Consider the following 13,258-nt stretch of genomic DNA (forward strand, 5'->3'; position numbering starts at 1 on the left):
GCTCGATTTGTCCCATTGCCTGTACACATCCTGGACATGTACATTAGTATTATCGAAAAATTCAAATTTTTCCTTTGTTCGCATGGCTAGAAAACGGAACGGGGTTTTGTGCGAGTAGCTAAAAGATGATGAAGGCATGGTGAGCGTTATGATTACTGTCCGAGAGCTCATACAAGTTGGTGGCTTTGCTGAATCGTCAGTGCTTGCAGGTGCGGACTCTTTAGAAAATGAGCTGGTGAATGTTACTTCCTTTGATTCTCCCGATGGCCACAGATGGTTGCGAGCTGGTGAATTCGTTCTGACGACAGGCTTTCCATTTCTCTCTCAGCAAAAAACATGTACGAAACGGCTAATTACGCTCATCGATGAGCTAGTCGCCATCGGCACCCCCGGGCTTGCCATCAAATTAGGTCGATACATCGAGAACCTTCCTGAAGCCGTTCTCTCCCATGCTACAAAAAAGGCATTTCCCATCCTCTCCTTTCCGATGGATAAAGCTTGGTCAGATGTCATCGTGCCAGTCGTTCAGTACATCAATGACAAACAGCGCATCGAGTTGGACAGAACCCATGCCATTTATGAACGGTTTCATCACTATTTGACGGGAGGAGCTCCGATTTCTACATTGACAGATTTACTGTCCGATATCCTTGATGCTCCTGTCTCCATCCGTGTCCCCCAACATAAATGGAAATGGGATTCTTCTCTTACTACGCTCCCGCTTGATCATTCATTGGACAAGCTGTATGGTCAACGCGCCCCAATTCGACTAACACAAGAGCCGCTTAGCAAACAAAAAGAAGGCATCCATGTCCGGTGGCTTCTCCATGACCAAATCGTGCAGGGAGCCATCATCATTGGACAGAAGGAGCGTGATCTATACGCGTGGGAAAAAGTCGCCATCGAGCAAAGTGCTGCCCTCTTGGCACTTGAAATGCAGCGACAACGAGCCATCCAGGAAACATTCCAGCGTTTTCGCAATGATTTTTTGCAACAACTTGTCAGTGGCCAGATCGTCTCACACGAAATGCTCATGCGAAAGGCGGATGAAGTCGGCTGGGAGTTGTCCGATCACTATATCGCGATGCTCCTAAGCACCTCCCCCCATGACAAAACCAGCATGGAACGTTGGCAAGAAAACCATCATCTTTTGAACGCGTTGCACAGCTTTTTTTCTTCCAATGGAGCGATTCTGTATGGATTGGATCAGGAAAATCGTGTCCTCTTGCTCGTACCGATGTCTATTCATACCCCCACTGAATCACTCTCGCAATGGCTGCAAGAACAGTGCTTGAAGACGGCCACCAAGCAACTGGATCAGCCCGTCTTTGCAGGAATTGGGCGATATCATCCGAAACGGGAAGGCATTGTTCGTAGTTATCGGGAAGCACTGATCAGCTTGCAAACCGCTCTACATTCTGCAAACAGAACCACCATCTCTTCTCTTAGCGTCATCAAAAGCTACCACGACTTGGGACTCGAGCGAATCATGTACGCAGACGATCCTGCGACAGAAGCCCAAGCGTTTGCAGAAGAATGTCTGGGCAAAATCCAAAGCTATGATCGAGACAAGAACGGACAGCTCTTACAAACCTTGCAAGTGTTTTTGCAAGCGGATGGTAATTACGCGGAAGCCGCGCGTCGTTTGTATGTCCATAAAAATACAATCAAATACCGCATCCAGCTCATCCGAGAGTGGACCGGATTGAATGCGGAAAACGGGCACGATCAAATGCTACTGCGTATCGCCATAACTGCACATGTCATTGGGCATCGTCATTAATCTTGGTATAATGAATGGGAAAGCCAGGTAGGAGGAACAACAGATGAACGAATGGTTGAATAAACCCGTGAAGACGATACAAAGACCAAAGAAACGAGGCACGGTAGAATACATAGATGACCAGTATATCGTGGTGTTCTTTACTTCCCCGCGAAAGGAACGCGTTATTTTCTCAAGCAAGGAAGCGTTCCTTAACAAAATCGAGTTCGTGGAAGACCCCGTAACATGAGAAAAAGCCCCTGACTTCAACTGTGTGAAGTCAAGGGCTTTTTCTATGTGCGTAGCAACTTACGCGTAATGCTCGTCACGCAGGCGTTTGATTTCATCGCTCTCCAGGTATTCGTCATACGTCATCATTTTATCAATGACACCCTTCGGCGTGAACTCAATAATCCGGTTCGCAATGGTTTGAACGAACTGGTGGTCATGAGATACGAACAGAAGTGTACCGTCGAACTCAATCAAGCCGTTGTTCAATGCAGTAATGGATTCCAAATCCAAGTGGTTCGTCGGTTCGTCCATAATCAATACGTTGGCACTCGCCAGCATCATCTTGGACAGCATGCAACGAACTTTTTCTCCCCCGGACAATACGTTTGCCTTTTTCAGCGCTTCATCTCCAGAGAACAGCATGCGACCGAGGAATCCACGAATGAATGTCTCGTCTTGATCTTTGGAGTATTGGCGTAGCCAGTCAACCAGGCTCAAATCGGAGTTAAAGTACTCCGCATTGTCTTTTGGGAAGTACGCTTGGGAAGTCGTAACGCCCCATTCGAAAGAACCGCTATCAGGCTGAACTTCCCCCATCAAAATTTGGAAGAAGGTTGTTTTCGCCAGCTCATTTGGTCCGACAAACGCAACTTTGTCCCCTTTGTTGATGGTGAGGTGAAGGTTTTCAAACAGTTTCTCGCCTTCAATCGTCTTGCTCAAGCCTTCGATGGCTACGAGGTTTTTACCCGCTTCACGCTCTGGCTTGAAGTTAATGAACGGATACTTACGGCTGGAAGGACGAATGTCTTCCAAAGTAATTTTCTCCAACAGCTTTTTACGCGAAGTCGCCTGCTTGGACTTGGATGCATTCGCAGAGAAACGCGCAATAAACTCTTGCAGTTCCTTCATTTTTTCTTCTTTCTTCTTATTCTGATCACGAACCATTTTCAGCGCCAGTTGGCTGGATTCGTACCAGAAGTCGTAGTTACCCACGTACATTTGGATTTTGCCAAAGTCAATATCCGCAATGTGCGTACACACCTTGTTCAGGAAGTGACGGTCATGGGATACAACAATGACGGTGTTTTCATAATCTGCCAGGAAGTTTTCCAACCAACGAATCGACTCGATGTCCAAGTGGTTCGTCGGCTCATCCAAGAGCAGGATGTGTGGATTACCGAACAGTGCTTGCGCCAACAGAACACGTACCTTCTCCGTACCAGAGAGGTCCTTCATCTGCTTGTCGTGCAGGTCTGTCGGGATACCGAGGCCAATCAGCAAGCTAGCTGCATCTGCTTCGGCCATCCAGCCGTTCAGCTCTTCGAATTCTCCCTCCAATTGGGACGCGCGATTGCCGTCTTCCTCAGAGAAATCTTCTTTCATGTAAAGAGCGGTCTTCTCTTCCATGATCTCGAACAGGCGCTTGTGGCCCATAATTACCGTTTTTAACACTTCGTACTCGTCGAATTCAAAGTGGTTCTGCTTTAATACAGCGATACGCTCGCCCGGTGTCACCGAAACGTGACCGCTCGTCGGCTCGATCTCTCCGGAGAGGATCTTCACGAAGGTAGACTTCCCTGCACCGTTCGCACCGATGAGGCCGTAACAGTTACCCGGGGTAAACTTAATGGATACATCTTCAAACAGTGCGCGCTTGCCGTAGCGCAGCGTCACGTTCTGAGTGCTTATCATCGTCGCAATACCTGCCTTTTTTGAATCGTTCAAACACTTATCTTACCAGAGATGACCTCATTTTGCAAAAGGTAAACGTTTTCGCGCACAGCAAAAAATACTGGATTCATGAAATGGACTTTGGCTGGGAAAACTACCATGGCAATCCAGTGAAAAGGAGGCTTAAGAAATGTCCAAGCAAAATGGTGTCAAAAATGAGATGGGAAAAAAAGAAAACCCTTCGCAAACCCGTAGATCGAACACAATTAGCAAAGAACAGACACGCTCCAAGCAACGCGGCGAATAGCTTAGTGACTCCATCAAAAACCGGCCTGCGGCATATGCAGACCGGTTTATTTTCATTAAATCAGATCAAACACTGGCCTGCAACGGAACGCGGGCAGGGCGATGTGTCTGTACAGGCTGTGAATCCACATAGATCGATACATTGTGCAATGTCACATACACAATGCTCTCCTCTTCTACGTTCAACTCCATAAAGCGCTGCCTGCTCATCTCTGCCTCAAACACCTCCTCCGTGTCCAAACGCTTCAGGTCAAGGCGAACGATCGGACCCAAGAGCGAAATATGGTTAATCTCGGCCTGAACAGATCTGGCAGACTTCCCCTCTGGCGGTCGCAACGATATCTCTACATCATGTGGACGCATGTATCCGACAGCGGGAGCCTCCACCCCTTTATCCTTCCAATCCGTCTCGAACTCTGTCTCACCAAGCTTGATTTTGCCATTTTGGATTCGTCCGTGAAACAGATTGACACGCCCCAGAAAGCTGTACACAAACGGATTCGCCGGATGATGATAAATTTCTTCTGGCGATCCTACCTGCTCCACTCGCCCTTCATTCATCACAACAACCTGATCCGCCAATTCCATCGCTTCCTCCTGATCGTGTGTGACGAACAAAATCGTCAGCCCGAGCTTCCCGTGTAGATGACGGAGCCAACGACGCAGCTCCTGTCTCACTTTCGTATCCAAAGCGCCAAACGGTTCATCCAGCAGCAAAAATTTTGGTTCCACTGCCAACGCCCTCGCCAATGCAACACGCTGGCGCTGTCCACCAGATAGCTGTGAGGGATATCGATGTGCGAGGCCTTCTAGCTGCACAAGCTTTAACAGCGAATGAACCTTCTCACTGATTTCTTCCTTGCTCGGTCGTGTTTTGCGGGAGCGAACGGACAATCCAAACGCAATGTTGTCAAAGATGTTCATATGCCGAAATAAGGCGTAATGCTGAAAAACAAATCCAACCTGCCGCTCGCGCACGTCGCGGTTCGTATTATCCTCTCCGTGAAAGAGAATGCTCCCCTCCTGTGGTTGCTCCAGTCCAGCGATGAGACGCAAAAGCGTCGTCTTTCCCGATCCGGAAGGCCCGAGAAGCGCTACGAGTTCGCCTTCCGGGATATGCAGATTCACATTTTTCAGCGCCGTAAAGCTTTTATATGACTTCGTAATGTTCACTACCTCGATACTCATCCGGCTCTCTCTCCTGTCACGTCGTAGTGTTGTTCCTCATCCAGCTTTGCCTGCCGCTCGGTTTTCCACTCGATCAAGCTTTTCAGAATAAGCGTCACCAAGGCTAAGGCAGCAAGCAAGGTGGCTACCGCAAAGGCAGCAGCGAATTGATATTCGTTGTAGAGAATCTCCACATGCAACGGGAGCGTATTGGTCATGCCTCGGATATGACCGGAAACGACGGATACTGCCCCGAATTCACCCATGGCGCGGGCATTACACAAAATGACTCCGTACAGGAGTCCCCATTTTACGTTTGGCAGCGTGACGCGTAAAAAAGTTTTCCAGCCACTTGCTCCGAGCGAGACTGCTGCTTCCTCTTCGTCTCTTCCCTGCGCTTCCATGACCGGAATCAGTTCACGAGCGACGAACGGAAAGGTAACAAAGGTCGTCGCGAGCACGATACCTGGAACCGCAAATATAATTTTGAGATCCCACGTCGCAAGTAAAGGCGCTGCCACACCTTGACTCCCAAACAAGAGGACAAAAATCAGGCCGGCAATGACTGGCGACACGGCAAATGGCAAGTCAATCAACGTAAGCAACACATTCTTACCAGGAAACGAAAACTTGGCAATTGCCCATGCAGCCGCGATCCCGAACGTTACATTCAGTGGTACGCTAATGGCTGCGACAAGCAAGGTGAGCTTGACAGCGGATAACGTTTCCTCCTCTGTAATGGACGCCACGAACACCTCCGCCCCTTGTCGAAATGCTTCTGTAAAAACAGCGACTAGCGGCAGGATCAGAAACAAGCCAAGGAAGAGCATGGCCACGATAATCAGTGTCCATCGGATATAGGCTGGCTCCGTCAAATGCTTCATCCGTAATACCTCCTAACGGGCCGCATCGAATTTATTGATTTTCCATTGCAAGTAGTTGATGATCAAAAGCATGATAAAGGAAATCACTAGCATGACCGTTGCAATTGCCGTAGCGCCTGCATAGTCAAACTGTTCCAGCTTGGTCATAATCAAGAGGGGCACAATCTCTGTTTTCAACGGCATGTTCCCGGAGATGAACACGACAGAGCCGTACTCTCCCAATGCTCTGGCAAAAGCGAGCGCAAAACCCGTAATAATCGCCGGTAACAGATGCGGCAGCACCACCCGCCAAAATGTATTCCATCGGGTAGCGCCCAACGTTGCCGCCGCTTCCTCCATTTGCAAATCCCAATCCTGCAACACTGGCTGGACGGTTCTGACGACAAAAGGAAGACCGATGAATGTTAGGGCAACCCATATACCGATGGGAGTGTACGCAATCTTGATCCCCCACTCCGCCAGGTACTGTCCGATCCAGCCATTTTCAGCGTAAATCGAAGTCAGGGCAATTCCGCCTACAGCGGTAGGTAAAGCAAATGGCAGATCAACTATGCCGTCAATGATCCGCTTCCCCGCAAACTGATAGCGTACCAACACCCATGCTACCAAGACACCAAACACCGCATTGAGACAAGCCGCGAAAAACGAAGTCATAATACTCACACGAATAGAGGCAAGGACCCTCGTATCCATTATCGTCCCAATGAATTGCTCCCAACTCATCGTCGAAGCTTTTAAAAACAAGACAGACAGAGGGATTAGTACCAGAAGACTCAGGTAGATGATGGTATACCCCATGGTCATGCCAAAGCCAGGCAAGAACCCTCTGTTGCGAAATGATTTTCTCATGAAGGTAACTCCTCTGAGGAAAGTGTAGGTCTATGGTTTATAAAGTTGATCGAAGACGCCTTGATCTGCAAAATGAGTCTTTTGTGCTTCCGTCCAGCCACCAAACAACTCATCGATAGTAAACAATTGGATGTCAGGGAATGCGGGTGTATGTGCTTGGAGTACTTCCTGTGAACGTGGACGATAATAGTGCTTGGCTGCGAGTTCTTGGCCTTTTTTGCTATACAGGAACTGGAGGTATGCTTCCGCTACTTCTTTTGTCTTGTGCTTGTCAGTGTATTTGTCAACGATGGTGACAGGCGGTTCCGCCAAAATGCTCAAGGACGGATTTACAATCTCAAATTTGTCTTTCCCTAGTTCATTGACCGCAAGATACGCTTCGTTTTCCCATGCAATCAGTACATCCCCAATGCCACGTTCGACAAATGTAGTGGTCGAACCACGTGCACCAGAATCGAGGACGGGTACATTTTTAAACAATTGCGACACGAATTCTTGTGCCTTCGCTTCATCTCCCCCATTTGTCTTCAGAGCATAACCCCAGGCAGCCAAGTAATTCCATCTGGCTCCCCCAGACGTTTTCGGGTTCGGTGTGATCACGGCGATACCAGGCTTGATCAAATCATCCCAATCTTTGATTTGCTTCGGATTGCCTTTTCGCACGAGAAACACAATCGTGGAGGTATAAGGCGAGCTGTTGTCCGAGAGCTTCTTTTGCCAATCAGCAGGAATCAGACCGCGTTCGGCAATCGCGTCAATATCATAAGCGAGGGCAAGGGTGACTACATCTGCTTCCAAACCATCAATGACGGAGCGGGATTGCTTGCCTGACCCGCCATGTGATTGCTTGATCGTCACTGTTTGACCTGTCTTTTGTTGCCACTCTGAGGCAAACTCCTTGTTGATATCTTGGTAAAACTCTCGCGTCGGATCGTAGGAAACATTGAGCAGCTCTACCGTAGAGTTGCTGCCCGTCGCTCCATTACCTGTTTCTGCTGGTGCGGCAGCCGAGCAGCCTGCTATAGCTGCCGCCATAGCAACGATTCCTACGCGTTGCAGGATCGTCTGGACCTTGCCTTTCGTGGTTTTCATACAGCTCACCTTCACTCCTCTTTTAATCTATAGTATTTTACTCGGAATACTCTGTTATTGAAGATTATACCTGCCTTTTTATTCCTGTCAACGATATTTCCATCTACCCTATGCTAGGCAGGTAGGCCACGTTCAAATGTTACTTGCCCATCCAGCAAATTTGGGCCCGCCCGTTCTGACATTTTCAAAAAAATAAGCCCTCCCGTTGAATGGGAAAGCTTTTTCGATCAGATCGTGACACTGGCATATTTCATCCGTTCAAAAGCAAAAAGATCAGCGTCCGAATGACTTCCTTTTGTAATCAGATCACGGATGATTTGAGCCCCAATGGTCGAATAGACGGTTCCGTTCCCACCGTAACCTAGTAGGAACAAGCAGTGCGGATAGCCTTCCTGCTCCCCAAACAGCGGGAGTCCGTCATGGGTATCGACAAAAGTCGCTCCCCAATAATATTCGGCTCGCATTGGAATCTGTGGAAATAATGCTTGAATCTTTGCGAGCAAATGATCCCGCTTCTTCAGACTGGAAGCATCCTTCTTTTGTAAGTCGTTCAAAGGCTCATCGAGTCCGCCGACGATGATTCTCCCTTCCGGACAAGTACGGATATACAAGTACGGACGGGCTGTTTCCCAAATTAAACATGCTTGCGGCCAGCCCGGAAACGCTTCGACTTGATTGGTCACGATGGAAAACGAGCTGGAAATCACGGCGTTGGCATTGCGTTTCATGGTTTGTGCTTCGTAGCCAGTGGCAAACACGGCACGCCTGCACTTGATTGTGTGCCCACTTTTGGTATAGACCAAAAGCCCTCCATCCTGCACTTTTTGATGTACGACTTCCGTATTTTCGTATACGCGCATCCCTTTTTTTACAGAGTGGGCGATCACACCGTTGGCAAATTTGTACGGATTGAGCTCCGCATCTCCCTTGGAATAAATAGCCCCTTCCTTCGAAAAAGAGAATCGCTTCTCTATATCCCGTCGCTCCAAATACGTGACCGGAAAGCCGTACTTCTTCAATAACTGGTACTCTGTCCGCAAGCTCTCCGCATCGGCTGGTTCACTTGCATAATACAAGCTATCACGCCTTATGTAATCTGGAGATTGGTCTAGTTGCCCCGAAATTTTTTCCAATTCATCAACAGCCTGCCGCGTCAATTCGTAAAAACGAACTCCTTTTTGCTCACCGAACGAATGGATACAGGCTGTCAATGTTTTATCGTTGCATATTTGCAGCAAACCCGTGTTAGCGCTGCTGCTGCCCCCACTCACCCGCCGTTTATCCACGAGGATGACGTCCACATCATGCTGCTTCAAATAATAGGAAACGAGGGCTCCTGCCTCTCCGCCACCAATGATCAGGACATCACACTTCACATCCTCGGCCAGAGAGGGATAGAAGGGTGGCGCTGGCAATGTTTCTGGCCAATACAATTTTCCGGTCACGAATATCATCAGCATGTCCCCTCAGGCTGAAAGTATCAATACGGACGTTTCTTCAATTCTTCAATTCTCAACCATTAGGATAACCAACACGCCAACAGGCATCCGCTCCCCTATCGCACTATTCATTCGTCATACGTTATGATAGATGTCAGAAGGAGTGATTGCGCTTGACTACGGTATACGTAAAGCTTCCGCATGAACAAGCAGTTGTTCGAGAAATCGCTGGGACGGATGAACTACAGGAACTGGTGAATGGTGACTATGAGGTCGTGGAAGATGACCATTTGGAAGGAATCTCCCTCGTAGTGAATGAAGATGCACGCGGGGTACAAGCGAACAACTTCCCCATCACATCAGACGGTTTTTTAGATTGGGTCTATGGACCTTGCGTATTCGTCAAAGCAGATGGACGTTCGCTTACGGCTGACGACCTTTCGAGAATTGATCGGTTTTTATCCGCCAAAGGATGATGATTTGATTCAAAACAATGACCCCTGACCTATCAGCTCACGTCCATGTACACGGCTGATGATCAGGGGTCTTGTATTTTCACTCAAATAGAAAAAGAACTAGCTCTTGATACCGCTGCTGCCGAAGCCGCCCGCTCCTCTTTCTGTCTCATCGAGCTCATCGACTACTTCGAACTGCGCAACTGGAACGATTGCAATCACGCCCTGTGCAATTCGATCCCCTTTTTTGATCAAGTAGCTATTTGCATCGACTTCTTGTTCAACGGTTACTTCGTTTTCGCCAGCGCCCAGACATACCTTGCCACTTTTTCCGGATGCGATTCGAATGTTATCCATCAGTACGCATACTTCACCGCGGTAGCCTGCATCAACAGTCCCTGGTGCATTGGACAAACGCAGCTTTGTTTTTGCACTGATCCCGGAGCGAGGGCGCACTTGCAATTCAAATCCTTCTGGAAGCGCGAACGCCAATCCAGTTGGAACTTTTGCAGATTGTCCTGGGGCAATCAATGTATCCTCTACCGCGACCAGATCAAAGCCCGCGTCCATTGCTCTCGCGTACGCTGGGATCACCGCGTCTTGATGGAGCTTTTTAATTTTCACCTGTGTAACCAGGCGCTCATTTGTCATGTTCATGTAATGTCTCTCCTCTATAGCCTGTCAGCTGATTACCATTCATAGTGTACAGGATGCGTCCACTTCCAGCAAGAAGCACCGATTTTCATAAAAACCTCACAAATCCCTTTCTTTTTCAGCGCTTTTAACAATGGGATGTGGTATAATCACCGTTGCATCTAAAATCACAATTGAAAAAGAAAGGTGGAATTGTACCTTGCAAGTACAAAAACCATATCGCATTTTGTTGTATTACAAGTATACTCCTATTGAAAATTATGAGGAGTACGCAGCCGAGCACTTGCAATTTTGCAAGGATAACGGGCTGAAAGGGCGGATTATCGTAGCTCCGGAAGGCATTAATGGAACCGTATCCGGAACAATTGAGCAAACCGACGCCTACATGGAATATGTGCGAAAAGATCCACGTTTTAGTGATATGTGGTTTAAAATAGATGAGTCGGAAGAACATGCGTTCAAAAAGATGTTTGTGCGCCCGAAAAAAGAGCTCGTAACCTGGCGTTTGGAGGAAGATGTCAATCCGAATGAACTAGTTGGCACCTATCTGAACCCAAAAGAATGGTACGAAATGATGCAGGAAGAGGATGTCGTGATCCTCGACGGTCGCAACTATTACGAATACGATTTGGGACATTTCCGTGGTGCGATTCGCCCTGAAGTGGATTCATCCCGTGAGTTCCCTGAGTGGATTCGTGAAAACATGAGCCAGTTCAAGGATAAAAAAGTCCTCACCTACTGCACAGGCGGTATTCGTTGCGAAAAGCTGACGGGTGTCTTGCTACAACAAGGTTTTGAAAATGTTTACCACCTTGAGGGCGGGATTGTCACGTATGGTAAAGATCCAGAAGTCCAAGGGCGTCTGTGGGATGGAAAATGCTACGTGTTTGACGAGCGCATCTCTATACCGATCAACCATACAGAAGAAGACGTCGTCATTGGCCGTTGCCATTACTGCGGTACTGTGGAAGACCGCTATCTCAACTGCGCCAACCCATTCTGCAACAAACAGCACTTCTGCTGCCCAGAATGTGAGACAAAATTCAAGCGTTCTTGCTCCGATGAATGCCGCGAGCACCCTCGCAACCGCTATGTAGAAGCGGAAGAAAAAGCGAAGCTGCAAGCTGCTGGATCAAACGCATAATTTGATACAAACACAAAAAAGCTGATTCTCTCGTAGAGTCAGTTTTTTTATTGACAAAAGGCTCACACTCCCCTCTCGTTCCCTTTCCCTGAATTTGGTACTATAATAAAAATCAAATCATTCACAAAAGGGGATACATTATGTCATTGATTCATGAAACGAGCATTCTCGAATGGCAAGCTGCAATGACAGCTGGAACCACAACTTCCCGGGAACTGACCCTCGCCTTTTTACAGCGGATTGCCACCTACAACAAACAAGGCATCCGAATCAATGCCATTTGTGAGCTAAACCCAGATGCACTGGCGATCGCAGAGTCACTGGATCGGGAACGAGCGTTGTCAGGCAGTCGCGGGCCACTTCACGGAATCCCTGTACTGATCAAGGATAACATTGCGACCTCTGACAAGATGCACACCACGGCTGGAGCTCTAGCTTTAGCAGATTCGTTTGCCTCTGCGGATGCATTTGTCGTAACCAAGCTCCGAGAGGCGGGCGCTGTCCTTTTAGGGAAAACAAATCTTACGGAATGGGCTAACTTTATCTCCAATGACATGCCAGATGGCTACAGCTCGCGCGGTGGACAAGTGTTGAACCCATACGGTCCTGGTGTACTCGATGTCGGCGGGTCTAGCTCGGGTTCGGCTGCTGCGATTGCCGCAGGTTTTGCCGTCGTGGCCGTTGGTACAGAGACTTCCGGGTCCATTCTTCACCCAGCGGAGCACAATTCGCTCGTGGGCATCAAGCCTACTGTTGGCTTAATCAGCCGTTCGGGTATCATCCCGATTTCCCATAGCCAAGACACAGCCGGACCGATGGCGAGAACCGTGACTGATGCAGCTATTTTGCTTGGCGCACTTACTGGCATAGATGCGAATGATCCGGTGACTGGAAAAAGTGAAGGTCTGGGCCATACCGATTACCTCCCCTTCCTCGATGCAGATGGATTGCGGGGTGCGCGCATCGGCGTTGTACGCTCCAGGTTTTTGGCTGAGTGTGAAGATGAAGAAATTGCCTTGTATGAAGCAGCTATTGAAAAGCTCAAAGAGGCGGGCGCAACTGTCGTAGATGCGGTCACCATTCCGACAGAAAATGCCGAGTGGGATAGACATGTTCTCGTACATGAATTCAAGGTTGGGGTAAATGCGTACTTAAAAACGTTACCGGCCTCCTACCCGATCCGCTCCTTACAGGATGTCATTGCTTTTAATCGGGCTCATGAAGAACAAGCCCTGCTATATGGGCAAGAGCTACTGGAAGAATCCGAACAGACAAGTGGTACACTGACAGAGCCTGAGTATCTGGCGAATCGCCTGTTCGATCTGGAAATGTCACAGAAGCAGGGCCTTGATGCTGTTATGAAGGAGCACGAACTCGATGCCCTCTTGTACCCCGGCAGTACGGGTTATGCTATCCCGGCCAAAGCTGGTTACCCTTCGATTACGGTTCCGGCTGGCTATACTTCTGCGGGCAAGCCATTTGGCATCATGCTGACCGGTCTGGCATTCCATGAACCTACTCTTCTTCGCCTGGCCTACGCTTATGAGCAAGCAACTCGGCTGCGTGTAGCTCCGAATATGACGAAAGATTAAAGGAAGCACAGA

At 48.5% G+C, this 13,258-nt stretch carries 12 protein-coding genes; 5 read left to right on the top strand and 7 right to left on the bottom strand.

Annotated features, from left to right (window positions below; genetic code table 11):
• The first annotated feature begins 136 nt into the window (after positions 1 to 136).
• Positions 137 to 1,783 carry a PucR family transcriptional regulator gene (locus ASG16_RS24615; protein ID WP_111914517.1) on the top strand — a complete coding sequence of 549 codons (1,647 nt, stop codon included), beginning with the start codon at positions 137 to 139 and terminating at the stop codon, positions 1,781 to 1,783.
• Positions 1,784 to 1,826: 43 nt separating this feature from the next.
• Positions 1,827 to 2,012: a hypothetical protein gene (locus ASG16_RS24620; RefSeq protein ID WP_048032716.1), complete on the top strand. Its 186-nt coding sequence runs from the start codon at positions 1,827 to 1,829 to the stop codon at positions 2,010 to 2,012.
• A gap of 59 nt (positions 2,013 to 2,071) precedes the next feature.
• On the opposite strand, the gene ASG16_RS24625 is transcribed toward ASG16_RS24620, so the two are convergent.
• From ASG16_RS24625 to ASG16_RS24645, 6 genes are all read right to left on the bottom strand, one after another.
• A complete protein-coding gene (locus ASG16_RS24625; RefSeq protein WP_047069488.1) occupies positions 2,072 to 3,685 on the bottom strand; it encodes an ABC-F family ATP-binding cassette domain-containing protein in 1,614 nt (537 codons plus the stop codon).
• Between the two features lie 351 nt (positions 3,686 to 4,036).
• Positions 4,037 to 5,158, bottom strand: a complete 1,122-nt coding sequence (locus ASG16_RS24630) for a sulfate/molybdate ABC transporter ATP-binding protein (protein WP_056492991.1) — start codon at positions 5,156 to 5,158, stop codon at positions 4,037 to 4,039.
• On the bottom strand, positions 5,155 to 6,021 hold the full coding sequence (gene cysW, locus ASG16_RS31065; RefSeq protein ID WP_056492987.1) for a sulfate ABC transporter permease subunit CysW: 867 nt from the start codon (positions 6,019 to 6,021) through the stop codon (positions 5,155 to 5,157). Before cysW ends, ASG16_RS24630 begins: the two co-directional genes overlap by 4 nt.
• A 12-nt stretch (positions 6,022 to 6,033) precedes the next feature.
• Positions 6,034 to 6,870, bottom strand: a complete 837-nt coding sequence (cysT, locus tag ASG16_RS31070; RefSeq protein WP_056492984.1) for a sulfate ABC transporter permease subunit CysT — start codon at positions 6,868 to 6,870, stop codon at positions 6,034 to 6,036.
• A gap of 30 nt (positions 6,871 to 6,900) precedes the next feature.
• On the bottom strand, positions 6,901 to 7,962 hold the full coding sequence (locus ASG16_RS24640; protein ID WP_056492981.1) for a sulfate ABC transporter substrate-binding protein: 1,062 nt from the start codon (positions 7,960 to 7,962) through the stop codon (positions 6,901 to 6,903).
• 227 nt (positions 7,963 to 8,189) lie between these two features.
• On the bottom strand, positions 8,190 to 9,416 hold the full coding sequence (locus ASG16_RS24645; protein ID WP_056492978.1) for an NAD(P)/FAD-dependent oxidoreductase: 1,227 nt from the start codon (positions 9,414 to 9,416) through the stop codon (positions 8,190 to 8,192).
• A gap of 158 nt (positions 9,417 to 9,574) precedes the next feature.
• Here ASG16_RS24645 and ASG16_RS24650 point away from each other — a divergent pair, with 158 nt between their 5' ends.
• Positions 9,575 to 9,877, top strand: a complete 303-nt coding sequence (locus ASG16_RS24650; RefSeq protein ID WP_056492975.1) for a DUF3846 domain-containing protein — start codon at positions 9,575 to 9,577, stop codon at positions 9,875 to 9,877.
• A 99-nt stretch (positions 9,878 to 9,976) separates the two neighbouring features.
• On the opposite strand, the gene dut is transcribed toward ASG16_RS24650, so the two are convergent.
• Positions 9,977 to 10,513 (bottom strand): dUTP diphosphatase, encoded by a 537-nt coding sequence (gene dut, locus ASG16_RS24655; protein ID WP_056492972.1) that lies wholly within the window; start codon positions 10,511 to 10,513, stop codon positions 9,977 to 9,979.
• 196 nt (positions 10,514 to 10,709) lie between these two features.
• On the opposite strand from dut, the gene trhO reads away from it, so the two are divergent.
• Positions 10,710 to 11,654, top strand: coding sequence for an oxygen-dependent tRNA uridine(34) hydroxylase TrhO (trhO, locus tag ASG16_RS24660; RefSeq protein WP_056492969.1), 945 nt, complete (start codon positions 10,710 to 10,712; stop codon positions 11,652 to 11,654).
• A gap of 140 nt (positions 11,655 to 11,794) precedes the next feature.
• Complete coding sequence (locus ASG16_RS24665; protein WP_056492966.1) at positions 11,795 to 13,246, top strand: amidase family protein; 1,452 nt, start codon at positions 11,795 to 11,797, stop codon at positions 13,244 to 13,246.
• Positions 13,247 to 13,258: the final 12 nt, after the last annotated feature.

It is taken from the genome of Brevibacillus sp. Leaf182, from assembly GCF_001423865.2.
Taxonomy (GTDB): Bacteria; Bacillota; Bacilli; order Brevibacillales; family Brevibacillaceae; genus Brevibacillus; species Brevibacillus brevis_C.